The 25,562-nt window shown below is 56.1% G+C and carries 27 protein-coding genes; 19 read left to right on the forward strand and 8 right to left on the reverse strand.

Going from position 1 to position 25,562, the window contains the following annotated elements; all coding sequences use genetic code 11:
* Positions 1-142: 142 nt before the first annotated feature.
* The 5 genes from ACQY4Z_RS18305 (at position 143) to ACQY4Z_RS18325 (ending at position 4,187) form a co-directional block, all read left to right on the forward strand.
* Positions 143-760: a DUF1285 domain-containing protein gene (locus ACQY4Z_RS18305; RefSeq protein WP_428523660.1), complete on the forward strand. Its 618-nt coding sequence runs from the start codon at positions 143-145 to the stop codon at positions 758-760.
* Positions 761-815: 55 nt separating this feature from the next.
* Entirely contained in the window at positions 816-1,466 is a 651-nt protein-coding gene (locus ACQY4Z_RS18310) for a CoA pyrophosphatase (RefSeq protein ID WP_428523662.1), read from the forward strand.
* Positions 1,466-1,726: a DUF6111 family protein gene (locus tag ACQY4Z_RS18315; RefSeq protein ID WP_133945935.1), complete on the forward strand. Its 261-nt coding sequence runs from the start codon at positions 1,466-1,468 to the stop codon at positions 1,724-1,726. The genes ACQY4Z_RS18310 and ACQY4Z_RS18315 overlap by 1 nt, the downstream gene beginning before the upstream one ends.
* A gap of 4 nt (positions 1,727-1,730) precedes the next feature.
* Complete coding sequence (locus ACQY4Z_RS18320) at positions 1,731-2,978, forward strand: CCA tRNA nucleotidyltransferase (RefSeq protein ID WP_428523664.1); 1,248 nt, start codon at positions 1,731-1,733, stop codon at positions 2,976-2,978.
* An 87-nt stretch (positions 2,979-3,065) separates the two neighbouring features.
* Entirely contained in the window at positions 3,066-4,187 is a 1,122-nt protein-coding gene (locus tag ACQY4Z_RS18325) for an HD-GYP domain-containing protein (protein ID WP_428523666.1), read from the forward strand.
* A gap of 36 nt (positions 4,188-4,223) precedes the next feature.
* Here the strand turns inward: ACQY4Z_RS18325 and hemF are convergent, their stop codons facing one another.
* Positions 4,224-5,150, reverse strand: a complete 927-nt coding sequence (gene hemF / locus ACQY4Z_RS18330) for an oxygen-dependent coproporphyrinogen oxidase (protein WP_428523668.1) — start codon at positions 5,148-5,150, stop codon at positions 4,224-4,226.
* 51 nt (positions 5,151-5,201) lie between these two features.
* Positions 5,202-5,672 carry a tRNA (cytidine(34)-2'-O)-methyltransferase gene (locus tag ACQY4Z_RS18335; RefSeq protein WP_428523670.1) on the reverse strand — a complete coding sequence of 157 codons (471 nt, stop codon included), beginning with the start codon at positions 5,670-5,672 and terminating at the stop codon, positions 5,202-5,204.
* Positions 5,673-5,804: 132 nt separating this feature from the next.
* Between ACQY4Z_RS18335 and ACQY4Z_RS18340 the strand changes: the two genes are divergently transcribed.
* From ACQY4Z_RS18340 to ACQY4Z_RS18395, 12 genes are all read left to right on the forward strand, one after another.
* Positions 5,805-7,682, forward strand: a complete 1,878-nt coding sequence (locus ACQY4Z_RS18340) for an ABC transporter ATP-binding protein (protein ID WP_428523672.1) — start codon at positions 5,805-5,807, stop codon at positions 7,680-7,682.
* 51 nt (positions 7,683-7,733) lie between these two features.
* Positions 7,734-8,138 (forward strand): DUF2177 family protein, encoded by a 405-nt coding sequence (locus ACQY4Z_RS18345; RefSeq protein ID WP_133945950.1) that lies wholly within the window; start codon positions 7,734-7,736, stop codon positions 8,136-8,138.
* Positions 8,139-8,318: 180 nt separating this feature from the next.
* Entirely contained in the window at positions 8,319-9,638 is a 1,320-nt protein-coding gene (locus ACQY4Z_RS18350; protein WP_428523675.1) for a methyl-accepting chemotaxis protein, read from the forward strand.
* A gap of 452 nt (positions 9,639-10,090) precedes the next feature.
* Positions 10,091-10,561 (forward strand): hypothetical protein, encoded by a 471-nt coding sequence (locus ACQY4Z_RS18355; RefSeq protein WP_428523677.1) that lies wholly within the window; start codon positions 10,091-10,093, stop codon positions 10,559-10,561.
* Positions 10,554-12,392: an ABC transporter ATP-binding protein gene (locus ACQY4Z_RS18360; protein ID WP_428523679.1), complete on the forward strand. Its 1,839-nt coding sequence runs from the start codon at positions 10,554-10,556 to the stop codon at positions 12,390-12,392. The genes ACQY4Z_RS18355 and ACQY4Z_RS18360 overlap by 8 nt, the downstream gene beginning before the upstream one ends.
* Before the next feature lie 305 nt (positions 12,393-12,697).
* Positions 12,698-13,258 (forward strand): ubiquinol-cytochrome c reductase iron-sulfur subunit, encoded by a 561-nt coding sequence (petA, locus tag ACQY4Z_RS18365; protein ID WP_133945955.1) that lies wholly within the window; start codon positions 12,698-12,700, stop codon positions 13,256-13,258.
* 26 nt (positions 13,259-13,284) lie between these two features.
* Positions 13,285-14,550: a cytochrome b gene (locus ACQY4Z_RS18370; RefSeq protein WP_420340146.1), complete on the forward strand. Its 1,266-nt coding sequence runs from the start codon at positions 13,285-13,287 to the stop codon at positions 14,548-14,550.
* 30 nt (positions 14,551-14,580) lie between these two features.
* Positions 14,581-15,420, forward strand: a complete 840-nt coding sequence (locus tag ACQY4Z_RS18375) for a cytochrome c1 (protein ID WP_428523682.1) — start codon at positions 14,581-14,583, stop codon at positions 15,418-15,420.
* Positions 15,421-15,551: 131 nt separating this feature from the next.
* Complete coding sequence (locus ACQY4Z_RS18380; protein ID WP_428523684.1) at positions 15,552-16,430, forward strand: S-methyl-5'-thioadenosine phosphorylase; 879 nt, start codon at positions 15,552-15,554, stop codon at positions 16,428-16,430.
* A 122-nt stretch (positions 16,431-16,552) separates the two neighbouring features.
* Positions 16,553-17,101, forward strand: a complete 549-nt coding sequence (locus tag ACQY4Z_RS18385; RefSeq protein ID WP_133945963.1) for an adenine phosphoribosyltransferase — start codon at positions 16,553-16,555, stop codon at positions 17,099-17,101.
* 6 nt (positions 17,102-17,107) lie between these two features.
* Positions 17,108-17,770 carry a 5,6-dimethylbenzimidazole synthase gene (bluB, locus tag ACQY4Z_RS18390; RefSeq protein ID WP_428523686.1) on the forward strand — a complete coding sequence of 221 codons (663 nt, stop codon included), beginning with the start codon at positions 17,108-17,110 and terminating at the stop codon, positions 17,768-17,770.
* A 60-nt stretch (positions 17,771-17,830) separates the two neighbouring features.
* The gene (locus tag ACQY4Z_RS18395) at positions 17,831-18,310 is read left to right on the forward strand and encodes a GNAT family N-acetyltransferase (RefSeq protein WP_209174395.1); all 480 of its coding nucleotides are present in this window, start codon (positions 17,831-17,833) and stop codon (positions 18,308-18,310) included.
* Between the two features lie 34 nt (positions 18,311-18,344).
* Here ACQY4Z_RS18395 and ACQY4Z_RS18400 read toward each other — a convergent pair whose 3' ends face one another.
* From ACQY4Z_RS18400 to ACQY4Z_RS18410, 3 genes are all read right to left on the reverse strand, one after another.
* The gene (locus ACQY4Z_RS18400; protein WP_428523689.1) at positions 18,345-18,824 is read right to left on the reverse strand and encodes a MaoC family dehydratase; all 480 of its coding nucleotides are present in this window, start codon (positions 18,822-18,824) and stop codon (positions 18,345-18,347) included.
* Positions 18,824-19,279 carry a MaoC family dehydratase gene (locus ACQY4Z_RS18405; protein WP_428523691.1) on the reverse strand — a complete coding sequence of 152 codons (456 nt, stop codon included), beginning with the start codon at positions 19,277-19,279 and terminating at the stop codon, positions 18,824-18,826. The genes ACQY4Z_RS18400 and ACQY4Z_RS18405 overlap by 1 nt, the downstream gene beginning before the upstream one ends.
* Before the next feature lie 71 nt (positions 19,280-19,350).
* Complete coding sequence (locus tag ACQY4Z_RS18410; protein ID WP_428523693.1) at positions 19,351-19,713, reverse strand: hypothetical protein; 363 nt, start codon at positions 19,711-19,713, stop codon at positions 19,351-19,353.
* Positions 19,714-19,970: 257 nt separating this feature from the next.
* Here ACQY4Z_RS18410 and ACQY4Z_RS18415 point away from each other — a divergent pair, with 257 nt between their 5' ends.
* On the forward strand, positions 19,971-21,254 hold the full coding sequence (locus ACQY4Z_RS18415) for an MFS transporter (RefSeq protein ID WP_428523695.1): 1,284 nt from the start codon (positions 19,971-19,973) through the stop codon (positions 21,252-21,254).
* A gap of 12 nt (positions 21,255-21,266) precedes the next feature.
* Here the strand turns inward: ACQY4Z_RS18415 and ACQY4Z_RS18420 are convergent, their stop codons facing one another.
* Positions 21,267-23,042 (reverse strand): SLC13 family permease, encoded by a 1,776-nt coding sequence (locus ACQY4Z_RS18420; protein WP_428523697.1) that lies wholly within the window; start codon positions 23,040-23,042, stop codon positions 21,267-21,269.
* A gap of 223 nt (positions 23,043-23,265) precedes the next feature.
* On the opposite strand from ACQY4Z_RS18420, the gene ACQY4Z_RS18425 reads away from it, so the two are divergent.
* Complete coding sequence (locus tag ACQY4Z_RS18425) at positions 23,266-23,427, forward strand: hypothetical protein (RefSeq protein ID WP_428523699.1); 162 nt, start codon at positions 23,266-23,268, stop codon at positions 23,425-23,427.
* A gap of 67 nt (positions 23,428-23,494) precedes the next feature.
* Here ACQY4Z_RS18425 and ACQY4Z_RS18430 read toward each other — a convergent pair whose 3' ends face one another.
* Complete coding sequence (locus ACQY4Z_RS18430) at positions 23,495-24,181, reverse strand: fumarylacetoacetate hydrolase family protein (protein WP_428523701.1); 687 nt, start codon at positions 24,179-24,181, stop codon at positions 23,495-23,497.
* A 106-nt stretch (positions 24,182-24,287) separates the two neighbouring features.
* On the reverse strand, positions 24,288-25,388 hold the full coding sequence (gene ychF, locus ACQY4Z_RS18435; protein WP_395172637.1) for a redox-regulated ATPase YchF: 1,101 nt from the start codon (positions 25,386-25,388) through the stop codon (positions 24,288-24,290).
* Positions 25,389-25,562 lie beyond the last annotated feature (174 nt).

The raw sequence follows: 25,562 nt of genomic DNA on the forward strand, positions 1-25,562 counted from the left end.
CACAATTGTGCGCCATACAGTGGATAGGTCCAAGATTCTTTTCTTCCCTGCGGCATAAACGCAAAAATTGCGATTGTTGTTCCAGTGGGGATTGGCGTTGGTTTAGACGCGGACTAGGTAGGATTCCGGATCACAGATTCGGATGTCTGATGGGACGGGGAGTGAAATGACATCGCAAGCCAAACCAGAGGCTGCTTTACCGGATGGCCTCAAAGCCCTGATGAGCCGCGCCGGTTCGAAAGACAAGGCGCCGCCGCCCGTAGACAAGTGGAACCCGCCTTTTTGCGGCGATTTGGATATCCGGATTGCACGTGACGGAACCTGGTTCTATCTCGGCTCGCCAATTGGCCGGAAGCCATTGGTCGAGCTGTTTGCGTCTGTCCTGCGCAAGGATGAAGATGGCAAGCACTACCTTGTAACCCCAGTCGAAAAAATCGGTATCACAGTCGACGATGCTCCGCTGCTGGCTGTGGAAATGGTTGTGGAAAATGAAGGCACGGACCAGCAACTCACCGTGCGCACAAATCTCGGTGATCTGGTCCTCATCGGGCCGGATCGGCCACTGCGTTTTGAAAAGGAGCCGGACAGCGGCGGGATAAAGCCCTATGTTGTTGTCCGCGGACGCATTGAAGCGCTGTTTACCCGCGCACTCATGTATCAGCTCGTTGAGCACATGGCCGAACGCCAAGGAGAGAATGGTTTGGAAACAGGTATTTGGAGTGGTGGTCAGTTTTTTGCCGTTGATCCCGAGCTTCTGTAATTGACCTTTTAACGTTCGATTGCCGATTTGACGAAAGCACCCCATATCAAGCGCAATGACCGCTTCAACTGATACATTTGCAGACAACCTTACCGGCTGGTCCCAGCACCTGGAAGAACGGCTGGCGTTGGCAGCGAGTGCTGCCTCCGAGCGGGAAACAGGTGACCACATTTTAAACCCGGATGTGGGGCCTTACGCCTTTTGGAAGGGACCGCCGCGGGAGGCTGCCGTCTTGATCGGCATCCGCAACACCGCTTCCGGCCCGAGCGTGGTTTTGACCCAGCGCACACCCCATCTCAAATCTCATGCCGGGCAGGTGGCGTTTCCGGGCGGCAAAATTGATCCGGAGGACAACGGACCAGTCGAGGCCGCTTTGAGAGAAGCTCAGGAAGAGATCGGCCTGGATCCCTCCCAGGCACAGCCACTTGGACATTTGGCGCCTTATCTGACCGGGTCGGGATATCGGGTCACGCCAATTGTTGCAGAGGTCCGGGATCCTGTTCAGTTCGTTCCGAACCCGGACGAAGTTGAAGATGTTTTCGAAGTTCCCTTCGAGTTTCTTATGAACCCTGCCAACCATCAAAAGCTGAGCCGCGAGTGGCAGGGGAAACGACGCTACTTCTATGCAATGCCTTTTGCCGGACGTCACATCTGGGGCGTTACAGCAGGCATTATCCGCTCATTATATGACACGGTGTACCGCTGATGCTTCGCATTATCCTGACACAACTCTTCCTGTTTTTGCTGCCGTTTGCTTGTTATGCGTGCTATCTCTGGCTGTCTAAAAAGGGTGACAATCCGGAGAGCTGGTCACGCGGGCCGGTCGCCTGGTTGACCGTCGCAGGCCTCTTTTTGACGATCTCCGGATTTGTTGCCGTAGCGCAATTCAATAGGGCTCCAGAAGGCACGCAGTACAGGCCGGCAGAATTCCGCGACGGCGTACTCATTCCCGGGCGGTTCGAATAAGTTCATGAAAGATAGAGCTGAAGACATTCTCGCTGCGGCCAATTGGCTGCGGTCGCCAGGCATCCAGGCTGTGTTTTCGGCTCTCAATCGCGGCAATGACAGCGCGCGTGTGGTGGGCGGCGCCATTCGAAACACGTTGTTGGGACATCCAGTACCCGATATCGACATCGCGACTACCGCGACACCGCAGGACGTCATGCAGCGGGCAGCCGATGCAGGCTTGAAACCCATCGGCACGGGGATTGATCACGGCACCATCACTGTGATCAGCGACGGATTTCCTTACGAAGTCACCACGCTGCGCGAGGATGTCGAAACATATGGCCGCCAGGCGAAAGTGGTGTTTGGGCGTGACTGGAAAAAGGATGCCCTGCGGCGCGACTTCACAATGAACGCGCTTTATGTGGACAGCCTCGGGAAGTTGCACGACCCGCTCGGTGGTCTGGAGGATTGCCTTGCCAGGCGTGTCAGATTCATCGGTGATCCTGACATGCGGTTGCGCGAGGATTATCTTCGCATTCTCCGTTTCTTCAGGATCTACGCGGCCTATGGCGATGGCGACATGGATGCGGAAGGCCTCGGTGCCTGCCTGCGCCAGCGCGACGGCTTGCGCCACCTTTCCGCTGAACGCATTGGTCACGAAATGCGCCGTCTCGTCTCTGCTCCCAAGGCGGCAATCGCGGTGCGCATGATGAATGATTGCGGCCTTTGGGAAATTGCGACCGGCGGCCTTGCAAAAATCGAGGATTTTGAAGCGCTTCGCCAACTGGATGTACTCGCGCCTGAAACACAGGACCCGGAAGTTGGCCTGACCGTGCTGTCAGGTTTTGTCCGCGAAGATGTCGATCGCGTTGCTGATCGGCTGCGGCTGTCCAATGCTGAGCGTAGAAGAATGCAAATCTGTTGGGAGGCTTACAAAACGTTCCGGCAGTGGGACCAGATGCCGGATCTCAAGACGTTGCTCTACACCCATGGCCGCCAAGGAGCCATTGATGGGCTGTTGGCCTATTGGGCGGCCTCTGTGGCGCAAAAGCGGTCGGGGGATCAGCCAGCTTTTGAAGATGCGCTTTTAAAGCTTAAATCCCTTGAGGTGCCGGTGTTTCCTCTAAAAGGCGCGGACATGATTGCGCTCGGACATCGTCCGGGCCCACAAGTTGGCAAGGTTCTCAAGACCCTGGAGAAGATCTGGTGCGAACACGGTTTTGCGCTGAGCAAACAGGATCTGCTTGAGCGTTTGGAAAACCGCGCTTAGCGAATTGATAACAGTCGTTGGATACCCTTTTTCCGATGAGCTCCGTGGGGTTGCCACCCTGCCGTGGGTTCTGTTGGGAAAGCATAAATGCCGCATAGCGAAGTCATCTTGATCTCTGATGGGCCCCTGCCTCTGGATTCTCCGGTTCGGAAAATACCGTTCTTCTTCCGGGCGCGCCTGATCGACATGGCCAAAGTCTCTCCAAGGACTGCAGGTGACGCCTCCGTTGCGATTATCGAACTGCTCGGTTGCAGCAAGGCGGGCATGTCGGCTTTGAAATCGTCCTGGGACAGCATCGCGGAGATCCCGGTGATTGGCATCATCGACAAGTCAGACCGGCGCGAAGCCACGCAGGCAGCGGCTCTTGGAGAAATGGATCTCGTCGACAGGGAAGCGCCGCTTTCCTTGCTGCTTCACCAGGTCAAGAAGTACCTGAAGACCGATATACTGACCGACTTGCCGTCCGATACACCGGAAAAGACTGCTCAGGCATATTCAAAAGCAAATGCTTTTTTGGAAACGCTGTGTATGTCAGCAGTCAGTGATGCATCGCTCCAAATCAGAGTAATGGAAGATAGCGCAAAGGACGCTCTAGCGGCCATTGACCTCGATGGTCTGGTGTCCTGGATGCAGGCAGTCGAAAGCCACCATAGTCCGACATATTGCCATTCCCTAAAGGTCGCAGGGTTTGCTGGTTCGTTCGCCCGGTATCTGAAATGGCCGGATGCTGATTGCCGTGAGATGGTTGCCGGTGGGCTCGTGCACGACATCGGCAAGATGCGGATCCCATTGACCATTTTGGACAAACCGGGGCGCTTGACCGATGAGGAACGCTCTCTGATTGCCAAGCATCCGGTCTATGGGCAGGAAATCCTGAAACCGCGCCTTGAGGTGCCTTACGAGATCAAGCGCATGGCCATCCAGCATCATGAGTATCTCGACGGCAGCGGATATCCCAACCACCTCAAAGCGGATCGCATTTCGCAAAAAGTCCGCATAATGACAATTTGTGACATTTTCGCCGCCCTTACGGAAGAGAGGGCCTATAAGGAGCCAGTCTCTCCACGACAGGCGATTGCCATGATGAAAAAGATGGGGCCGAAGCTGGATCAGGATCTATTAAGTCAGTTTTCAGACATGATCCTGGACCGCGTTTTCGCTGAACTGTCGAAACCTGTCCCTGCTGCAGGTGGTGGTGCCGCTGCTTGAGCCGCGCAAGCACCACTTACCCGAACTGGCCTTTGCTTAGGGCCATTTCACAACCGGTGGCATGGAAGACAGGATCGAGGCGACATTGCCGCCGGTCTTCAATCCAAAGATTGTGCCGCGGTCATAGAGAAGGTTGTACTCCACATACCGTCCCCTGCGGATAAGTTGCTCCTCGCGCTGGGCATCCGACCAGGACTTTTCATAGTTTCGTCGAACGAGCTCGGGGTACACCTTCAAGAACGCCCGACCGACATCCTTGGTGAACGCGAGATCCGCATCCCAATCGCCACTGTGCAGATAGTCGTAGAAAATCCCGCCGATGCCGCGGGCTTCGTTCCGGTGCTTCAGGAAGAAATACTCATCGCACCAGTCCTTGTAGGCCGGATAATCGGCGACGGCATGAGGTTCGCATGCCGCTTTCATGGCGTCATGGAAGGTGACAGTGTCCGGGTCGTCTTGTGTCCGCCGATCATCCAAAACCGGGGTAAGATCCGCGCCGCCGCCGAACCATTGCCGGGTCGTGACCACCATGCGCGTGTTCATGTGAACCGCCGGCACGTTTGGGTTTTGCGGATGCGCAATCAGGCTGATGCCAGAGGCCCAGAACCGCGGGTCCTCGCTGGCACCTGGAATTTGGCCGCGAAACTCTGGAGAAAACTCGCCGTGGACGGTGGAGATATGGACGCCGACCTTCTCAAAGACACGGCCATGCATCATCGACATCACGCCGCCGCCGCCTTTCGCGCCTGAACTGTCGGTCCGTTCCCAAGGTGTGCGTTCAAACCGGCCCGCCGGCAAATCACTCAACGGTCCGTTCAGCACGCCAATGTCGTCTTCCAGTTTTTCAAACGCTGCACAAATCTGATCCCTGAGATCCTTGAACCACGCGGATGCTGTCAGCTTCTTGTCTTCAATTCCCTCAGGAATCGGACCGCCGCGTGATTCTGGAGAGGGTGCTGTCATCTGATTTGCCTCGACATGAAGAGCCCGCGCAGGAAATGCACAAGCGTTGGATTAGCTTGATGTTTTAGGAAATGCCCGGGTTTGCCGCAAGGCCTCTCCCAAAACCATGCCGCAGGACACAGCTACGTTGAGGGATCGCATGCCCTCGGCCATCGGGATGGTCAGCCGCGCATCTGCCAGCTGATGGATTGCATCCGGTGCCCCGGTGCTTTCGCGGCCCAGAAGCAGGATGTCATCTGCTTCAAATTCGAAATCCGTGTAAGCGAGGTCTGTTTTGGTCGTCAGCAGCACAAGGCGTCGGCTCTGCGTTTGGCGCCAGTCCTCAAACGCCTCGAAATTGAGGTGCCGTTTCAGGGCAGCCCGCTCCAAATAGTCCATTCCAGCGCGTTTCAATGCGCTGTCGGACAACGGAAATCCCGCAGGTTCGATCAAGTGCACCGTCACACTCATGCAGGCCGCGAGCCTCAGCATGGTTCCGGTGTTTTGCGGGATGTCTGGCTGGTAAAGGGCGATGTCGGGCATGTCTGCTTCTTGTCTTGACGGTTCATTGCCTCCTAACAGGAGAAGGCCGTCCTGTCATGGGCCGTGGCCCAGCAGGCAGTTCCAAGCGTAGAATGATCGCAAGAATCGTGCGCCACCCATTTGGACCCTTCAATGATTGCGTTGTTCCGGCTTTTTGAATCCTGGATTGATCCGTTCCGGCCTTTGCCGTCCGAAGCCATGCCCAAAGGCGGTGTTGCGTTTCTTCTGTTCTTTTTGAAACAGGCGCGCTGGCCGTTCTTCCTGATGCTGATTGTCGGCAGCCTGACAGCCTTTGTGGAAGTTACGCTGTTCAACTTCCTGGGCCATATCGTTGATTTGCTCGACAGCAGCGACCGGGAAACGTTTTTTGCCGAGCACGGCTGGACCCTGTTCGGCATGGCGTTCTTTGTTCTGGTGGTACGGGCCGCCACCAATACGCTCATGGCGCTTTTGGAAGAGCAGACCATTGTTCCTGGGTTTTTTAATCTGGTCCGTTGGCAGGCGCACCAGCAGGTGATGCGCCAAAGCATTGCGTTCTTTCAAGATGATCTTGCAGGCCGTTTGTCGCAGAAGGTGCTCCAATCCGGTATGTCCGCCGGCGACTTCATGGTGAACCTCCTTCAAGTCGCCTGGTTTATCGTGGTCTACGCCCTGACAACGTTGGTGCTCGTCGCTGACCTTGACTGGCGGCTTGGGGTGATTGTCGCTGTCTGGCTCGTTTTGTTTGCCATCACTGCACGGGTTTTCGTTCCGCGAGTGCGCAAGGCGGCAAAGGATACAGCCAATGCTTATTCCGGCGTCTCCGGACGCCTGGTCGACACCTACAGCAACATTCAGTCCGTCAAATTGTTCGGTTCCCTGAAAGAAGAAAACCGGGGCTCCAGATCCGCCTTCATCCGATTTATCGGTCAGCTCAAGACCTTCACCCGCCTGCTCACCTCAATCCGCGTCGTGATGAGCCTTGTGAATGGGGCGATGATCGTCGCAATTGCCGGGATGGCGCTTGTGATCTGGCGCGATGGCGGCATCAGCACGGGGCATGTGGCTTTTACGCTCAGCCTGATCCTGCGCCTGAATATTTTGCTGAACCGGTTGTTCAATCAGCTGAATGGCCTGTTCCGGAATTTCGGAACCGTCCAGGACAGCATGGAGGCCATCGTTAAACCGGTTGACGTTCAGGATGAGGACAATGCGCCAGCGCTGACCGTGGATCAGGGGGCGGTCGCATTCAAAAACATCACCTTCCATTACGGCAAATCCGGCGGTGTCATAGAGGATCTGAACCTGATGATTGCGCCCGGAGAGCGTGTCGGTGTGGTTGGACCCTCGGGTGCGGGAAAGACAACGCTGACCAGTTTGCTTCTGCGCTTTTATGACGTGGAGGCAGGGCAGATCCTGATTGATGGTCAGAATATTCGCTCGGTGAAACAGGAGACGCTCCGGCGGGCCATCGGAATGGTGACGCAGGATCCCTCCCTGCTGCATCGGTCCATCCGCGAGAACATTCTTTATGGGCGGCCTGAGGCGAGTGAAGACGAGCTGTGCGATGCAGCGGAGCGCGCACACGCACTTGAGTTCATTGAAAACCTCGAAGACAAATCCGGACGAAAAGGTTTTAACGCTTACGCCGGAGAGCGCGGTGTCAAACTGTCGGGTGGTCAACGCCAAAGGATTGCAATCGCCCGGGTTCTTTTAAAAAACGCCCCAATTCTTGTGCTGGATGAAGCCACATCTGCGCTCGATTCTGAGGTGGAGGCTGCGATCCAGGAAAATCTGCAGCAATTGATGGCAGGCAAGACCGTGATTGCAATTGCGCACCGCCTGTCAACAATCGCTGCGCTGGACCGTTTGATCGTGATGGACGGCGGACAGATTGTCCAAGAGGGGACCCATGACAGTCTGTTGAAGAACGAAGATGGATTGTATGCGCAGCTCTGGCGGCGGCAATCAGGTGGCTTCCTTCAGGCAGGATCGTTGGCCGATGAGCAGGTTAATTCGGGCGCGTCTTGATCTGTATGAATTCGGGCGGCGTACAAGGCTCGCCAACCGCCTGAGGATCTTATGGTTCATTTCATCACAGCGTATATCACCACCGCGATCGTGTTTCTCGCAATTGACTATGTTTGGCTGACCCAAGTCGCCACTCGGTTTTATTTTGATCGCATTGGTCATCTGCTGATGGAACGCCCAAATATGGGCGCTGCTGCAGCCTTTTATCTGATTTACGTTGTCGGCATCGTTTTGTTCGCCGTTGGTCCAGCACTCAAAAATGAAAGCTTTGCATACGCCGTGATGTACGGCGCCATGTTCGGCTTCTTCACCTACGCGACGTACGACGTTACCAACTATGCGACCTTGAAGGACTGGCCGATCATCGTTGCCGTTGTCGACATTGCCTGGGGCACGGTTCTCGGAGCGGTTTCTGCCGGCGCGGGTTATCTGATTAGCCGTCAGATTCTCGGCTGATAACTCGGCAGATCTGCGAAAAACCTGAACTCCACGAACGTCGCACGGAGTGGCGCGCGGCCACTCTTAATTGTTGTAGTTACTGATTTTTTACAGCCTTGAGATATCAAGGTTCAACACAGATCACTGCGCGGGCTTCCCGAGTGTACCCGCAGGATTGGGGTTGGAGCCCGGATATTCGTGACGCTTTCTATAAACGGCCGATTTATTTCAATGGTGGTCACCGCCGCTGTCATCATGATGGGTGGAACAGCGTTCGCGTTCTACACGTTCCGCCAAGCAATGATTGCTCAGTTGGGAACTGCAAACAGTGCTCAGCAATTCCTGCAGGGTAATGTGGCGGAGAAACTCGATGGTCTGATTCTGGATCAGATGATCACCATTGGCCTTGTCGTGTCGCCGGTTGGCCTCGCGTTTCTTGGTTTGGCAGTTGTTTTGGCATTGGGCATTGCCCGTCCGCTCGCCCGCTTGCAGGGCGCTCTTGACAAACTGTCTGCCGGTGATCTTGAAGTCGAAATCGACGGTGTCGAGCGGTCCGATGAAATCGGCGCCATAGCGCGGTCAGTGACAGACTTTCGCGTGAACCTTGCCGAAAAAGCTGCCGAGCAGGCGCGGCAAGAACAAGCCCACCAGGATGCGTTGAACGCAGAACGCGTCGCGCTGATGCAGGATGTTGCAGACGATTTTGAGAAATCCGTGCTCGGCGTTGTTTCTTCACTGCTTGAAAAGTCTGACAGCGTAGAGAGCAACTCCAATGATTTGACGCGTGCTGTGGAATCCTCGCTCCACGCCGTGTCTGAAGTCAGTACTGCGTCTGCGGAAGCCAATCAGTCTGTTGAGACTGTGACCGGGGCTTCCCATCGCTTGTCAGAGTCTCTGTCCCGTGTCCGTGAGGATGTGGATCAGGCAACTGACATTGCGGATGCTGCGGTCACTGAAGCGCGCAAAACCGATGAAATCGTCGGGCGGCTTTCTGAGACAGGCCGTGCAATCGGCGAAATTGTCGAGCTGATCAGTCAGATTGCCAGCCAGACCAACCTCCTTGCTTTGAACGCAACGATCGAGGCAGCAAGGGCTGGAGAAGCCGGGCGCGGGTTTGCCGTTGTTGCAAGCGAGGTAAAGGCGCTGGCCGAGCAGACAACCAAGGCAACTGAGGATATTTCTGCGCAGGTTTCCGCAGTGCAGGACGTCGCGCAGCAATCCGGTGTCGCCATCGCTTCGATTGCCGATACGATTGAACGCGTGAGTGCGATTTCAGCCAAGATCCGGGATGCTGTGGAAGACCAGACTTCTGCAACTGGCGAGATCAACGGCAGTGCGCAGACCGCGCTGCAAAGCTCTGAGCGGGTAACCGGCAACGTCGGGACTTTGAACGATGCGATGGAAGCCAGCCGGACTGCGACAGATGGGATGCACCAGGCCTCATCTGAACTTGGAACTTTGTCGAATACGCTTCAAGCGCAAGTTGCACAGTTCCTGCAAAGCATCCGGGCTGCCTGATCTCCAGCATTGGTGCGTGGTGTCTTATGTCGACAGCCTCACATCTGATTTGTTTTGGAAGATCTTGAGCGAACCTGCCCGAATGTCACACGTGTGGCTGATTTGTCACAGCTTGAGGTTTAGGTGCAGTTCGGCGGAAATGGCTCTTCCCTTAGCCGCGATTCCAAAGTAACAAGAAGTCCTCAACCTTGACGGGTTGTTATTTCAATCCCTTTGGCCGCCCGGCCAAGCAACCAGGAGGGCTTACATGCTGAATGATTCTACGCACACAGCGACAGCCTTCCATCGGGTTCGCACGGGATCATCTGCGCGTTTCGCCTAAATAAGCGCGACTGAGTTCCTAACACTTTTCCGACGTCCGGCTTAAGCCGTCTTTAAGTTCTGGCTGCATGCGTGTCCTTGCGCGTGTCTGCGGGCGTTTCTCTCAATTTCCTTCGTTTCGGAGACACATCATGTCTTTCGGTGATCCCTTTGGGCCATTCCGACCCGGCATAGGCCCGGATATCGTCCAGGAGCCATCTGTCCGGCGACCGGACGTTTTCATTGAGCCGTATTTGAAACCGCGCCCGTCCGCTCGACTGGGTATACGCAACCTTTTGAAGATATTCGGTATGTTTGGCGCGGCGACTGGCGTTCTGACAGTGCTGTTCGCAGTGCCGGTCTTCGTTTCCGAATTCGCAGCGATCGAAACTGTCGGCGTGCATGGAAAAGTCCTAAGCGCGCCGCAGTTCGCTGACCGGCTTGAAAATCTTCTAATTGGTTCCTTTATCGTAGCCCTATCGCTGGTAAGTTTCTTTGCTTCGGCAGCGATTGCATCTCCGCGCCTCGGCGTGCGTGATCATGAAAGGGAACCCTACAAATTCGAGTGCGTGGATGGTCATGAGACTGTCCAGTCCACTCATGCAAAGGTTCGTCATGTTTAAGTGGTTTGAAAACCTGATTGATCCGTTCGAGAACACGGATCTCGATGTCCCGCCGAAAGGCTTCTGGGCGTTCTGTTGGTACTACACGAAACCGGTGTGGCCGATCCTTGCGGTCGCATCGGTTCTGGGTGCAGCCATCGCCATTCTTGAAGTGTTCATCTTCACCTTCCTCGGCGATCTGGTGAACTGGCTCGGAACGGAGAACGCGCAGACATTTTTCACAGACAACTGGCCGCAGCTTCTGTGGATGGGTTTTGTCATCATGATCCTCCTGCCGGTGGTGTCAGGCATTTGGGAGATGGTGTTCCATCAGGGTTTGATGGGCACATATCCAATGTCTGTGCGTTGGCGAGTTCATCGGTATCTTCTCCGGCAGAGCGTGGCGTTTTATCAAAACGACTTTGCCGGGCGGATTGCGAACAAGCTGATGCAAACAGCGCTCGCGGTTCGCGAAGTGGTGACCCGGATCGCAGACATTCTGGTCTATGTGATCGTCTACTTTGTTGCCGCACTGTTCATCGTTGCGGAGGCAAGCATCTATTTCGCCATTCCGTTCCTGGCCTGGCTTGGCGGGTATCTGTTGACGATGCGAGTCTTCATCCCGCGTTTGAAGAACGTGTCCCGGGATCAAGCCGATGCGCGATCCGTGATGACGGGACACGTCGTCGATGCATACACCAACATCTCGACGGTAAAACTCTTCTCCCACGCAGCGCGCGAAGAAGACTATGCAAAGAGGTCGATGCTTGACTTCCTGAAGACGGTTTTTCTTCAGATGCGGCTCGTCACGGGTATGAACATCACCCTGACAACGCTGAACATGGCGTTGCTCTTTGCAGTCTCGGCGATGTCCATCACGCTTTGGCAGAAAGGGTTGGTGAGCACTGGCGAGATTGCCGTTGCGGTCGCCCTTGTCCTGCGGTTTCAAGGCATGTCGCAGTGGATCCTTTGGGAAGTGTCCGGCCTGTTTGAAAACATCGGGACGGTTCAGGACGGCATCAACACAATCTCCCGGGAGCGGGATGTGGTGGATGTTCCAAACGCCAAGCAGCTGGTCGTCGACAAAGGCGAGATCGAGTTCGAGCGGATCCGGTTCCACTATGGCAAGGAAACCGGTGTTATCGAGGATCTGTCCTTGAAGATCAAGGCTGGCGAAAAAATTGGCCTGATCGGCAGGTCCGGGGCAGGCAAGTCCACCTTGGTCAACCTGCTTCTGCGCTTCTATGATCTGGAAGGCGGCAGGGTGCTGATCGATGGTCAGGACGTTGCCAAGGTCATGCAGGACGACATCCGGGCCAACGTGGGTGTTGTTACGCAGGATACGTCCTTGTTGCACCGGTCGATCTTCGAGAACGTTGCTTATGGCAAGCCGGACGTCAGCCGCGAGGAAGTCGAGGCAGCTCTGGAAAAGGCGCATGCAATCGAGTTCGTCCGCAGTCTTGAAGATCAAAACGGGCGTGTCGGCTTAGATGCGCATGTCGGCGAGCGCGGAGTGAAACTCTCCGGTGGTCAGCGCCAGAGGATCGCGATTGCGCGGGTGCTTCTGAAAGATGCTCCGATCCTGGCCCTGGATGAGGCGACATCGGCGCTGGATTCAGAAGTCGAGATAGCCATTCAGGAAAGCCTGTTCGATCTGATGGAAGGTAAAACCGTTATCGCGATTGCTCACAGGCTGTCCACGATTGCGGCGATGGACCGGCTCATTGTCATGGATCATGGTCGAATCATCGAAGAAGGAACGCATCAGGAGTTGTTGGACCTGAACGGTCTTTACGCTCAGCTCTGGCAGCACCAGTCTGGCGGGTTCCTGGCGCCTGTTCAGGCGGCTTGATTCCAGCCACATCGTCAAGCAAGGCCGGGGAAATGCATTTTCCGGTCTTGCGATTTTCCGAAAAACGGCAGAAAAACGGCGCGAGCGCAGTTTCGGCTGCGACATATGCGTTCTAAGGCGTTTGTTGAACTGGACAAGCGCTTTGAACGGTGCAAAAAGACACACGCCTTGCCCGGTGCGGAAATCTGCCGCACCCGGCAACCGTTGAGCCCGGCACGAGTCCGCCTATCCTTGCTCTCAGGGACGGGCCCGGACGTGCGACGGGCTTTCGGTACAGAATAAACTGGTTTCGAGAGGACGCGACCTTGGCAAATACGGATCAGGCGGAACCGACCCGCCGAGATTTCCTCTACATTGCGACCGGCGCCATGGGTGTCGTCGGCGCTGGCGCGCTGGCATGGCCATTCATCGATCAGATGAACCCGGATGCCTCCGCTTTGGCTCTGGCTTCTATTGAAGTCGACGTCTCTGCCGTGGAAGAGGGGCAGTCTATCAGCGTGAAATGGCGTGGTAAGCCCGTCTTCATCCGCAACCGTACGGATGCGGAAGTGGAAGAGGCGAACGCTGTTGCAGTATCTGATCTGCCGGACCCGCTTGCACGCAACGCCAACCTGCCTGCCGACGCCGAAGCGACGGATGTGAACCGCGGCATCGAAGGCAATGAGAAGCTGCTGGTCCAGGTTGGTATCTGCACACACCTTGGCTGCGTCCCTGTGGGTGATGCCGGTGAGTACGGCGGTTGGTTCTGCCCGTGCCACGGCTCGCACTACGACACCGCCGGCCGGATCCGTAAGGGCCCGGCGCCTGAGAACCTGCTCATTCCGCCGCTTGAGATGGTCAGCGAGACCACCATCAAGATCGGCTAACGGCACGAGTTAATCTGGAGGCAGCCATGGCTGGACATTCTGAATATGTACCGCAGAGCGCTGCGGCAAAGTGGCTTGAGAGCCGTTTGCCGGTCATTTCGCTCGTTCGCGGATCTTTCGTCGACTTTCCGACACCGAAGAACCTGAACTACTTCTGGACCTTCGGCGGGATCCTTTTCTTTGTTCTCATCGCGCAGATCCTGACAGGGATCGTGCTCGTGATGCACTACACGGCAAGCACGACTGCTGCGTTCGACAGCGTTGAACACATCATGCGCGATGTGAACTTCGGCTGGATGCTGCGCTACCTGCACGCCAACGGCGCATCGATGTTCTTCATCGCCGTCTACATCCACATTTTCCGTGGTCTCTACTACGGGTCATACAAGGCTCCCCGCGAGATCTCCTGGATCCTGGGTGTGATCATCTTCCTTCTGATGATGGCAACAGCGTTCATGGGTTACGTTCTGCCATGGGGTCAGATGTCCTTCTGGGGCGCGACGGTTATCACCAACCTGTTCTCGGCAATCCCGGTTGTTGGTGAGAGTGTCGTGATCTGGCTGTGGGGCGGCTTTGCAGTCGATAACCCGACGCTGACACGCTTCTTCTCGCTGCACTACCTGCTGCCGTTCATGATCTTCGGTGTTGTTCTGCTGCACGTGTGGGCATTCCACACCACCGGCAACAACAACCCGACAGGCGTCCAGCCGAAGACCAAACAGGACACGATCCCGTTCCACCCGTACTACACGATCAAGGACCTGTTCGCGATTGTCGTGTTCATGATCTTCTTCGCGTACTTCGTGTTCTACCTGCCGAATTACCTGGGTCACGCCGACAACTACATCGAGGCGAACCCGCTCGTCACGCCGGCGCACATCGTTCCTGAATGGTACTTCCTGCCGTTCTACGCGATCCTGCGCGCTGTACCGGACAAGCTCGGCGGTGTGGTTCTGATGTTTGGTGCGATTGCGGTGCTGTTCATCCTGCCGTGGCTGGACACTTCCAAGGTCCGCTCCGGTGCGTACCGTCCGCTGTTCAAGCAGTTCTTCTGGATCTTCGCAGCGAACGCAGTGGTTCTGGGCTACCTTGGCGCCATGCCGGCGGAAGGGATCTACGTGATCCTGTCCCAGATCTGCACTACCATCTACTTTGCCTACTTCCTTATCGCCCTGCCGCTGTTGGGCTTCCTGGAGAAACCGAAGCCACTTCCGGCATCAATCTCCGAGTCGGTGCTCAAGGGCGGATCCGGCACACCGGTCGGCGCAGCAGCCGCACCGGAAACGAAATAACGCGAACCGGATCGGGAGTTATTTGAGACAATGAAAACCATGATCACAATGGTTCGTTCCCTCGCAGCGGTGGCGGCTCTCGCCATCGCAACTCCGGCTTTTGCTGCCGGAGCGAAGGTTGAAATCGATTATCAGAATTGGTCCTTTGCCGGACCGTTCGGTTACTACGACCGTGCGCAGTTGCAACGTGGCTTCAAAGTCTACGTTGAAAACTGTGCAGCCTGTCACGCCTTGAGCCGCGTTGCATTCCGTAACCTGGCTGAGGATGGTGGTCCGAGCTTCACCGAAGACCAGGCCAAAGCGATTGCTGCCGACTACACTGTCGTGGATGGCCCGGATGATTTCGGCGACATGTACGACCGTCCGGCCATCCTTGCCGATCGCTTCCCGTCGCCGTTCCCGAACGAAAATGCGGCACGTGCGGCCAACAACGGCGCTTACCCGCCGGACTTCTCGCTTCTCGCGAAAGCCCGTGCGCCTCAGCGCGGTTTCCCTGGGTTTGTTTTTGACATCTTCACCCAGTACCAGGAAAACGGCCCTGACTACATCTACTCGCTGCTGACCGGTTACGTAGATCCGCCAGAGGGTGTGGAAGTTCCGGTTGGTCAATACTACAACCACTCCTTCATGGCTGGTGAGTTCATCTCGATGGCGCCGCCTCTTTTCGAGGAAGCGGTCGAGTACACCGACGGCACACCGATGACGATTGAAAATTACGCACGCGATGTCGCAGCGTTCATGATGTGGGCTGCCGAGCCTCATCTGGAAGAGCGCAAGAAGATCGGTTTCCGCGTGATGATCTTCCTCATCGTCTTCGCTGGCATGCTCTACTTCACCAAGAAGAAGATCTGGCGTGATGTCGAGCACTAAGCTCCAAGCGTAGAGAAGCACTCGGAAAAAGGCGGGCATCGAGCCCGCCTTTTTTCATTTGCGCGCTGTTCAATGTTGGCTGCGCTTGGTAAGCAAACCGGTAATTCGTGAACTCATTCAACGAGGGAAAAATGAGCGACGCAGTTCTGGGGATCATTGGCGGATCCGGGATCTATGACCTTCCAGGTCTTGAGGATGCGCAATGGATCAGCGTCGAAAGCCCATGGGGCACGCCGTCGGATCAGGTGCGGATCGGCACCATTGACGGGCTCAAGATCGTCTTCCTGCCGCGCCATGGCCGGGGGCATGTTTATTCGCCGACGACGATCAACTATCGCGCCAATATCGACGTCATGAAGCGGTGCGGTGTGACGGACCTCTTGTCCGTTTCTGCTTGCGGCTCATTGAAGGAAGAACATGAGCCAGGGATGTTTGTGCTCGTGGATCAGTTTATCGATCGTACGATTGCACGGGAAAAGAGCTTCTTCGGGACCGGCTGTGTTGCCCATGTCTCCATGGCAAACCCAGTCAGCCCAAAACTGGTCGACGCCATTGCAGCGGCCGCGGAAGCGGAAGGCCTGAAATACAGCAAAGGTGGGACGTATCTCGCCATGGAAGGACCGCAGTTTTCGTCGCTTGCGGAAAGTGAACTTTACCGGACCTGGAATTGCGATGTTATCGGCATGACGAACATGCCGGAGGCCAAGCTCGCGCGGGAAGCTGAAATCTCCTATGCGACGGTTGCGATGGTGACCGACTATGACAGCTGGCATCCGGACCATGGTGAAGTGGACATTCAAGCGATATTGAAGGTCCTGCATGAGAATGCGGAAAATGCTCAAAGACTTGTCGCGCGTGTCGCGAAGGACCTTCCCAGGGAACATCAATCCTGTCCCGCCGGTTCAGACACTGCTCTGGAATTTGCTCTGATGACAGCGCCGGAGAAACGCGATCCGGAATTGGTTGCCAAACTTGAGGCTGTTGCAGGACGTGTCTTGAACCGCAGCTGATACCAACAACTCCATAACCATCAAAAGACTTCGACCGGCACGGTAATCTTGATATAAGCGTCGGTCGGGGCTGTGCAGCGGCTTGTGTTGCGCGACATTGTTTTTGCAGGAAAGAGAGCAAAATGACCGATCAGACAATTCGTGACGAACTGATCAGTGCCATTAGAACAATCAAGGATTATCCTAAAGAGGGTATCCTTTTTCGCGACATAACCACTCTGCTCGGCAACGCCCGGGCGTTCCGGCGTGCGGTCGATGCGCTGGTCCAGCCTTGGGCCGGGTCCAAGGTCGATCAGATTGCCGGGATAGAAGCCCGGGGTTTCATCCTCGGTGGCGCGGTTGCCCACCAGCTGTCTGCAGGCTTTGTTCCGATCCGCAAGAAAGGAAAGCTGCCGCACGAAACCGTGCGCATTGCCTACTCGCTGGAATATGGCCTGGATGAAATGGAGATGCACAAGGATGCGATCCAGCCAGGCGACCGGGTGATCCTGGTCGACGATCTGATTGCGACCGGTGGCACTGCGGAAGCTGCCTGCAAACTCTTGAGATCCATGGGGGCAAACATCGAAGCTGCGTGTTTCATTGTTGATCTTCCCGATCTTGGCGGCCGGAAAAAGTTGGAAGATTTGAGTGTTCCCGTCCGGACACTGGTTGAGTTCCCAGGGCACTGATCGCGAATGGCGGCGCGCGGATCTGGAGAGACAGAAAAACCGGCATTTTCCGACGAGTTTCGAACGGAGTTCGAGAGCCTTCTCAGATGGCGGAGGGATGTGCGCCGTTTCCGGACGGATTCAGTCAATCCGAAAACGCTGAAACATCTTCTTGAGCTGGCAGATCTGGCACCCTCAGTTGGGAACAGCCAACCTTGGCGTACCGTGACTGTGGAGAGTGCGGCGAAGCGGGCGAGTGTCGTTTCGAGTTTCGAGGCGGAAAATGCTGTAGCCGCCGAGGCCTATCAGGATGAGAAGGCTGCTCTTTACCGCCAGCTTAAATTGGCTGGATTGAAAGAAGCGCCCATCCATCTGGCGATCTTCAGCGAGCCCAATCCGGACCAGGGACATGGGCTTGGGCGGGCGACGATGCCCGAAACACTAGCCTATTCCACCGTCAGCATGATCCATACCTTTTGGCTTGCAGCTCGTACCGAGGGTATCGGAGTTGGTTGGGTGTCAATTCTGGATCCGATGAAGATCGGCGAAATCCTCGACGTTGACCCGAATTGGCAGTTTGTTGCGTATCTTTGTGTCGGATACCCGGAAGAAGAACATATCGACCCAGAACTTGAGCGGGCCCGTTGGCAATCGCGAAGTCCATTGGACGAGCGCTTGTTTCGCCGGTAGCATACCTGCCGCTTTGAGGGACTGCCGCTGAACGCGTGTTGTTTGTAGTTAGGAACCATCATGTCTGTGACCATTCATGCAACGACAGCCGAAGATCATGCAGATGTCCTGCAGCTGTTGAACGACCGTTGGACATCGCCGGATATGATCATCGAAAATGAAACGATCGATGCGTCCCGGCTGCCCGGTTACACAGCCCGCGCTGACGGCGAGCTTGTCGGCCTGGTGACCTTGATCAAGCGCCCGGAAGAGTGGGAAATTTTGACGCTCGACTCTTTGAATCGTTGGGACGGTGTTGGTAGCCGTTTGCTTCAGGCCGTGGTGGAAGAGGCGAAAGCCAGCCACATCCACCGTTTGACGGTTCGAACGTCGAACGACAATCTGGATGCGTTTCGGTTCTACCAGCGCCGCGGGTTCCGTTTGGAGCGCATCGGGTTCGGCGTGATCGATGCCGAGCGTGAAAAGAATCCCGGTATTCCACTCACGGGGGATTACGGCATCGAAATCCACGATGAAGTGTTTTTTGCCCGAAGCCTATGAGATACAGACTTAGGCAACTGGTAGCGTTGCCGGATCAGTCCTTACGCCGCTCCACGAAGACGTTTGCTTTGAAAGAGAATACCGGTTCGTCATTCTGATTGCGTGCGACCATGTCGGAATGGACAATGCCCCACTCCGGCCGGCTACGGCTTTCAGTCTTGCCTGTGACGACGCGCTGATAGGTCAGTGTATCACCTGCAAATACCGGTTTGATCCACTTCAGGTTTTCAAAACCGGGAGACGGACCCACGCGGGCAGGCACTCGCCCTTCACTTTGAGCCGCTTCGATCAAACGTTTGTTGGTTGCCACCAGCAGCTTCATGAAGACGGACGCCGTATGCCAGCCGGAGGCGCACAATCGGCCGAAATAGGTTTTAGCAGCCCCTTCCTCGCTGAGGTGAAACGGCTGGGGGTCGTATTTTTCAGCGAAGCGGATGATGTCGTCGGCTTTAAATGTGTGCGTGCCCAACTCGATCTTTTCGCCGACTTCAATCTCCTCGAAATACTTGGTCATTAGGCGGCCCCCCGCTTCAGGAACAGAATGGGATTTTCCCAAAACATCACCTGTTTCTGATCTTGATTGGTCGCCGTGATGCGAAATGTCACGATCCCCAGGTCGGGCTTGGATCGTAGTTCCTTGCTCGCCAGAACCTCAGCTTTTGCCGTGAGTGTGTCTCCCGGATAGACTGGGCTTTGCCACTTCAGTTCATCTATGCCGGGCGAGCCTTGCCCGGTGGAGTTGTTCAAGAGGTTGGTGGCGAGCAAACGCATCACCATCGACCCGGTGTGCCAGCCGGATGCTGCTAGCCCGCCGAGCATGGAGGCTTTACCGGCTTCTTCATCGAGATGAAACGGTTGCGGGTCGAACTCTTCGGCGAACTCGATAATCTCGTCTTTGCTTGCGGTCACGGTGCCCAGTTCAAAAACCTGTCCGGGCTCGAAGTCTTCAAAATGATATATGTCTGGCATCAATAGCTATGTGATGTGAGAGGCATAGCGCGGTGGGCCGCGCTATGAGGATGCTCAATCTTACCGATTGTTCAGTCGTAGTAAATCTCATTGTCGTCGAGATAGACATTGCTGGCTGCGCAAATGTCGATTGCAATCGGCTCGTCGAGCACTTCGCTGTCGTCAGCGCCCAGCCATCCGATTTGGAAAACCTGGTCGCAATTGCCGGTGTCAGCATTGAACGCTGCTTGGGCGTTTTGACCGGGCATCAAGGCGTCGCCCAACCAGTTGTCACTCCAGCCATCGCCCCCGTTGGTGTAGAAACCGACGGCAATGTTGCCTTCTGTGTTGTTGTAGACTTGGAAGTAGCCTTCCGAACCAGTGCCTTGCGCACCGGCAAAACTCGCGGCCAATGAAAAGCTCAACCCTGCCGCAGCAGATAAGAAATAATTCATGGTGTCCCCCTGATATGCCGGACTTTTTTAGCCTGACGGATGCATAACACGTTACTTTCGGCGGGGGCTCAAGAGAAAATGGGATTTTTGCTGAGAGACAGGACACCCCTCCCGAGCCGTCAATGACCGGGCTATTGCTACCTTGCAGTCATCAGCTTGACGAAAGGGATCGCCCTGCACACTGTGGGACATAATCGGGCTTCCCTATTCTGATCACAGGCCCATGTCCCCATGCCAAGAGGTTTATTCAGACCGATATGACCACACAGAAAAAGCAAAGCCGTGGCCGGTCCATATTGGCCGCGGCCAGCGGAAATGTTCTGGAGTGGTACGACTTCACTGTTTACGGCTTCATGGCCTCCACAATCGCTGTTCTCTTCTTTCCTTCCGAGGACAAAGTCGCTTCGCTCTTGTCAGCATTTGCGGTGTTGGCAGTCGGATATGCAGCGAGGCCGGTAGGCAGTTTGCTGTTTGGGCATATTGGTGACCGCTTCGGCCGTAAACCAGTGCTGATTGCCTCGGTGATGACGATGGGTTTGGGATCCGTCGCTATTGCGGCTCTTCCGACTTATGACCAGATTGGCATTACAGCTGCTGTTCTCCTCGTCCTGATCCGGATCGCCCAGGGAATATCCGTTGCGGGTGAATACACGACATCTGGCGTGCTCATCGTTGAACAAGCCCCTGCAAATAAACGGGCTTTGACCGGTTCCTGGATTGCGTTTGCGATGATGTGGGGCTGTGTTCTGGGGTCTGCAGTGCCAACCCTGATGAGCAACCTATTGACCGATGAACAGATGCACAGCTGGGGCTGGCGGATCCCGTTCGTTATTGGAGGTTTGATTGCTTTCTTGAGCACCGTCCTCCGGCGGCATCTGACCGAGACCGCTCCCAAAGTCCAAGAGTGGGAATTGGGCTCACCGGTGCTGCACACCTTGAAGCGGTTTCCAGGTCTCATTTTCGAGATGATGGTGCTCGTGATCCCGGTGTCCGTGATCTATTTTGTGATCTTTGTCTATGCTGTGACTTACATCGGCAGTGAAGCTGGCTTCACATCCGCCGAAGCGCTGGACATCACCACCGCAAATCTCGTCATCATGGCCTTGTTTGTGCCGGTCTGCGGGTACATCGCTGACAAAGTTGGCCTGAGAGCCGCTTTGATGGGCGCAGCCATCAGCGCGATCGTGCTGGCACTGCCCTGCTGGTGGCTGATGCTGTCAAACAAGCTGGAACTGGTCTTTGTCGGTCAGCTGGGATTGACGCTTGCCAGCACGGCCGGTTGGGCCCTGTCGATAACAGCATTAACGCAAATGGCACCGCAGCACCTGCGATGCAGTACGGTCGCCATCGGCTACAATATCTGCCTGGCGGTTTTCGGGGGCACAACGCCTTTTGTGGCAACCTACCTTGTGCAGGAAACCGGCGATACGTTCGCACCAGCCTATTACATCGTGCTTGTTTCGATCCTGTCTGCAATCGTGATCTGGCGGATCCCGAAACTTATTGCGCGGGCAGGGCCCATGTCTGTTGAACCCGAGTAAGGGCTCCCCGCTCTAGAGCGGCCAGAACACCAGGATCGCCGGAATTCCGACAGCCAAAACCAGCACTTCCAGTGGAAGGCCGATGCGCCAGTAATCGCCGAAGCGGTATCCGCCGGGGCCCATGATGATCGTGTTGTTCTTGTGCCCGATTGGGGTCAGAAAGGCACAGGAACCGGCGACGGCAACCGCCATCAGGAACGGGTCGGGATTAACACCGAGACTGTTTGCGATCTGAACCGAGATCGGGGCTGCGATCAGGCACGTCGCGACGTTGTTCAGGAAATCGGACAAGGTCATTGTGACCGCCATCAAGACCGCCAACGTCACCCAGGCCGGTGCTCCCGCTGTCAGAGCCAGAATGCCATCAGCGATGATCTGAGCATTGCCAGCCGCCTCAAAAGCTTGTCCAAGTGGGATCAGCGAGCCGAGTAGCACGATCACTTTCCATTCCACGGCTGTATAAACATCCGAACCGCTGACGAGGCCGGTTGCCGCATAAAGAACAACGCAGGCAGCAAGAGCGACCGGAAGGTATGCGAACCCTGCGACTGCTGCCGCAATTGCAAGAACGAAGCCCAAGATGGCCAGCCGCGCCTTGTTGCGCTGGATCATTCCGGTGGTTCTGCCTTTCAGCGGAAACACGCCGAGCCATTGAACTGCCATCTCCAATCGATCGGATGAACCAAGCAGGAGGAGGACATCACCCGGCCGGATGGTTTCATGCCGGACGCGGTTCTGGATCCTGCGCCCGGCACGGGAAATGCCCAGCAGCGTTACGCCGTGACCGTAGAGAAGCCGCAGCTGAAAGGCGGACGTGCCGTTTATGCGCGCTGTATCAGGAACAATAGCTTCGGTGAGGCTCAAGGCGCCGCCCGTCAAACCACCCTTGTGGCGTTCGGATCCGGCAAACTCCAGTTTTGCCGCTCCCATGAACGCCTCGATGGCTTTCGGATCGCCTTCGACGAGAATGAAGTCGTTCTCCTTGATCAGTTCCCGGCGGGCAAACCCTCTGATGCGGCTGCCATGGCGTACCAGTCCGATGATCGCGACATCTTTTTCGTCCGCGACCGGATAAAGATCGCCAAGCGTGAGGTCTTTGTCTTCAGGCAGTTTGCCGACTTTCAATTCCCCGCTGTAGAGCTCCTCGGCCATGCTGTCGGTTTCGGGCGCTTGCCTAAACCGCGCCGGCAACAGCCGCCAGCCGATCAATGTCACGAAGGCAATGCCGCTGATCGCGACAACAAGGCCGACCGGAGCGAAATCGAACATGGAAAACGGCGAGCCGAGCGCGTCTGACCGGTACTCGGCAATCACGATGTTGGGCGGTGTTCCGATCAAGGTGATCATGCCGCCGAGGATCGTTGCGAAGGAAAGAGGCATCAACGACAGGCCGGGAGACCGGGCTGCCTTCTTGGCGGCTTCCAGATCCAGCGGCATCAGAAGCGCGAGAGCTGCCACGTTGTTGATGATGCCGGACAGTCCGGCGCCGACGATGGCCATGATGCCGATATGGCCCGACAAGCTACGGGATACGGAAAACAGATATTTGGCAACCAGTTCGACCGCCCCGGAATTCATCAGTCCGCGGGATACGATCAGCACAAGGGCGATGATGATGACCGCCGGGTGGCCGAAGCCGGAAAAGATCTGATCCGAGGGGACAAGGTCCAGGAAGGCCGCAAGGATCAGAGCGGCAAAGGCGACCAGGTCGAAGCGGATTTTGCCCCAAATCAGCAGGGCGAAGACGACTGCGAAGAGTGAAAACAGCAGTATCTGATCGAGCGTCACCTTGGAATTCTCCGATCCGTTCGCGTCGCCTGGAAGATGCTGAAACTTAGGCCGGATTGGCGTTCAGCGTCGAGCGATTTCTAGGAAAGCTCCATATGGCACGCAAACCCATATGCTGGGTGCGGAATTTAGGAACCTGTAATGTTCTGAACATCCACCGGACACATTCAAACACCACATGCTTTTCCAGGCAGGAACAGACCAACTGGAAAGGAAAACAGAAATGAGCAAACTGTCAAAAACGACCATCCGCTGCGAAGCCAACGACCACTACGACCGCGTTGAATATTACGCAAAATCCCGGCACCATCGTTTGGTGCCCCGGAAGTGGCGCGATGAAGCCGGTCCGAACCCCTTGGTAATGCAGGGCTTGAATGTAAGTTGAGAGATCCCCCGGGCTCAGGATGTTCCGGGGGATCTTTTTGTCAGGACTTAAGCCAGCGCTATCTGCTTTAAATCACAGTGACTTCCAGGGGAGGCAATCCCTTCACTGAACCAACCAGCTTGTCGCCGCGCACAACGGGCCCGACGCCTGCAGGCGTGCCGGTTTGGATGACATCTCCCGGCGCCAGTTCAAAATACTCAGAAAGATAGGAAATCATTTCCGGCACCTTCCAGATCATTTGATTGAGATCCCCCTCTTGGCGCAGATCACCGTTTACCGTGAGCTGGACCCTGCCTTCGGAGAGATCGCCGCAGTCGGCCGCCGGGACAATAGGCGTGATTGGGGCGGACTGCTCAAACGCCTTTCCGATCTCCCAGGGACGGCCCATTTTCTTTGCGTCTCCCTGAAGATCGCGCCGTGTCATGTCGAGCGAAACGGCATACCCGAACACATGATCCAGGGCTTCGCCCACCGGAATGTTGCAGCCGCCTGATTTCAAGGCAACGGCCAGCTCGACTTCGTGGTGAACGTCTTGGGATTTCGGCGGGTAAGGAAAGGTTCCTGAGGTGTTGAGATTGTCCGGGTTCTTCTGAAAAAAGAACGGTGGTTCCTTATCCGGGTCGTGGCCCATCTCCACGGCGTGGGCGGCGTAGTTCCGGCCTATGCAATAGACCCGGCGGACCGGGAAGAAGTCGCTCGTGCCGTCAACGGGCACTGCGGTCACGGCAGGAGGAGCAAAAACAAAAGTATGCATGGTCGAAGGCTCTACCTGGAGTGTCGAGTTTGGGTGATTGCGCTTGGGGAAGTTTTACAGCCGCCCAGAAAAATGCCCGGGCAGGGGCCCGGGCTGTGACTTCATATCAAGTGTTGAACTTGAAGAGGAGAACGTCACCGTCCTTGACGATGTACTCCTTGCCTTCGTCGCGGGCCTTGCCGGCTTCCTTCGCGGCGCTCTCGCCGCCAAGCGATGTGTAATCATCATAGGCAATGGTCTGCGCGCGAATGAAACCGCGTTCAAAGTCCGTATGAATGACGCCGGCGGCACCCGGTGCCTTGGTACCGTCGGTGATGGTCCAGGCGCGGGTTTCCTTTGGCCCAGCCGTGAAATACGTGATCAGGCCGAGGAGCTCGTAGCCGGCCCGGATCATCCGGTCGAGGCCGGGCTCTTCCAGTCCGATGGTCTCCAGGAACTCTTCCTGTTCCTCTTTGTCCAGTTGAGAAATCTCAGCTTCGATCGCAGCGGAAATCACAACGGCAACTGCACCTTCCGCCGCCGCCTTTTCTGCGACTTTCCGCGATAGCTCGTTGCCTTCGCCAGCCGACGCCTCATCAACGTTGCAGACATAAAGAACCGGCTTGGACGTCAGAAGGTTGAGACCTTTTAGGATCTTGGCTTCTTCCGCATCAGCGGTTTCCAGCATGCGGGCAGGCTTGCCGTCCTGAAGCAGTGCCAGAGCGCCTTCCATGATCGGCAGGACTGCCTTGGCTTCCTTGTCGCCACCGGTTGCCTTTTTCTTCAGCGGTGCGATGCGTTTTTCCAGGCTTTCCATGTCGGAGACCATGAGCTCGGTCTCGACCGTATCGGCATCGGCGATCGGGTCGATGGCACCATCCACATGGGTGATGTCATCATCTTCAAAACACCGCAAAACGTGCGCGATGGCATCGACTTCGCGGATGTTCGCCAGAAACTGGTTGCCGAGACCCTCACCTTTGGAGGCACCGCGCACAAGGCCTGCAATGTCCACGAAGGTGATCCGCGTCGGGATCACTTCCTTGGATTGCGCGATATCGCGAATTGCGTAAAGGCGCGGATCCGGCACGGCAACTTCGCCGGTGTTCGGCTCGATGGTGCAGAACGGATAGTTTGCGGCCTGGGCCGCAGCTGTCTTGGTCAGCGCATTAAAAAGCGTGGACTTGCCGACATTCGGCAGTCCGACAATGCCGCACTGGAAACCCATAGGAGTTCGCTTTCGGTTTGTGTCTGAAACTGTTGCCGCGCTTCATGCCCGAGGGGACCGGCAAGGTCAAGGGTTTGGCGGTTCCAAGCTGCTTACGAACATCTTGGAAGCGCCCAAACAGGACCAGCTTGGAGAGCCACCGATTGAATTTGTTCTCTCGGATGCGCTTTCAAT

The organism is Roseibium sp. (assembly GCF_965276855.1).
In the GTDB taxonomy this organism is placed as follows: Bacteria; Pseudomonadota; Alphaproteobacteria; order Rhizobiales; family Stappiaceae; genus Roseibium.

Excerpts from the sequence above, each read along its gene's own strand:
- ACQY4Z_RS18305 (WP_428523660.1), top strand. The coding sequence starts at position 143 with ATGTCTGATGGGACGGGGAGTGAAATGACATCGCAAGCCAAACCAGAG.
- ACQY4Z_RS18310 (WP_428523662.1), top strand. The coding sequence starts at position 816 with ATGACCGCTTCAACTGATACATTTGCAGACAACCTTACCGGCTGGTCC.
- ACQY4Z_RS18315 (WP_133945935.1), top strand. The coding sequence starts at position 1,466 with ATGCTTCGCATTATCCTGACACAACTCTTCCTGTTTTTGCTGCCGTTT.
- ACQY4Z_RS18320 (WP_428523664.1), top strand. The coding sequence starts at position 1,731 with ATGAAAGATAGAGCTGAAGACATTCTCGCTGCGGCCAATTGGCTGCGG.
- ACQY4Z_RS18325 (WP_428523666.1), top strand. The coding sequence starts at position 3,066 with ATGCCGCATAGCGAAGTCATCTTGATCTCTGATGGGCCCCTGCCTCTG.
- hemF (WP_428523668.1), bottom strand. The coding sequence starts at position 5,150 with ATGACAGCACCCTCTCCAGAATCACGCGGCGGTCCGATTCCTGAGGGA.
- ACQY4Z_RS18335 (WP_428523670.1), bottom strand. The coding sequence starts at position 5,672 with ATGCCCGACATCGCCCTTTACCAGCCAGACATCCCGCAAAACACCGGA.
- ACQY4Z_RS18340 (WP_428523672.1), top strand. The coding sequence starts at position 5,805 with ATGATTGCGTTGTTCCGGCTTTTTGAATCCTGGATTGATCCGTTCCGG.
- ACQY4Z_RS18345 (WP_133945950.1), top strand. The coding sequence starts at position 7,734 with ATGGTTCATTTCATCACAGCGTATATCACCACCGCGATCGTGTTTCTC.
- ACQY4Z_RS18355 (WP_428523677.1), top strand. The coding sequence starts at position 10,091 with ATGTCTTTCGGTGATCCCTTTGGGCCATTCCGACCCGGCATAGGCCCG.
- ACQY4Z_RS18360 (WP_428523679.1), top strand. The coding sequence starts at position 10,554 with ATGTTTAAGTGGTTTGAAAACCTGATTGATCCGTTCGAGAACACGGAT.
- ACQY4Z_RS18370 (WP_420340146.1), top strand. The coding sequence starts at position 13,285 with ATGGCTGGACATTCTGAATATGTACCGCAGAGCGCTGCGGCAAAGTGG.
- ACQY4Z_RS18375 (WP_428523682.1), top strand. The coding sequence starts at position 14,581 with ATGAAAACCATGATCACAATGGTTCGTTCCCTCGCAGCGGTGGCGGCT.
- ACQY4Z_RS18380 (WP_428523684.1), top strand. The coding sequence starts at position 15,552 with ATGAGCGACGCAGTTCTGGGGATCATTGGCGGATCCGGGATCTATGAC.
- ACQY4Z_RS18385 (WP_133945963.1), top strand. The coding sequence starts at position 16,553 with ATGACCGATCAGACAATTCGTGACGAACTGATCAGTGCCATTAGAACA.
- bluB (WP_428523686.1), top strand. The coding sequence starts at position 17,108 with ATGGCGGCGCGCGGATCTGGAGAGACAGAAAAACCGGCATTTTCCGAC.
- ACQY4Z_RS18395 (WP_209174395.1), top strand. The coding sequence starts at position 17,831 with ATGTCTGTGACCATTCATGCAACGACAGCCGAAGATCATGCAGATGTC.
- ACQY4Z_RS18400 (WP_428523689.1), bottom strand. The coding sequence starts at position 18,824 with ATGACCAAGTATTTCGAGGAGATTGAAGTCGGCGAAAAGATCGAGTTG.
- ACQY4Z_RS18405 (WP_428523691.1), bottom strand. The coding sequence starts at position 19,279 with ATGCCAGACATATATCATTTTGAAGACTTCGAGCCCGGACAGGTTTTT.
- ACQY4Z_RS18410 (WP_428523693.1), bottom strand. The coding sequence starts at position 19,713 with ATGAATTATTTCTTATCTGCTGCGGCAGGGTTGAGCTTTTCATTGGCC.
- ACQY4Z_RS18415 (WP_428523695.1), top strand. The coding sequence starts at position 19,971 with ATGACCACACAGAAAAAGCAAAGCCGTGGCCGGTCCATATTGGCCGCG.
- ACQY4Z_RS18425 (WP_428523699.1), top strand. The coding sequence starts at position 23,266 with ATGAGCAAACTGTCAAAAACGACCATCCGCTGCGAAGCCAACGACCAC.
- ACQY4Z_RS18430 (WP_428523701.1), bottom strand. The coding sequence starts at position 24,181 with ATGCATACTTTTGTTTTTGCTCCTCCTGCCGTGACCGCAGTGCCCGTT.
- ychF (WP_395172637.1), bottom strand. The coding sequence starts at position 25,388 with ATGGGTTTCCAGTGCGGCATTGTCGGACTGCCGAATGTCGGCAAGTCC.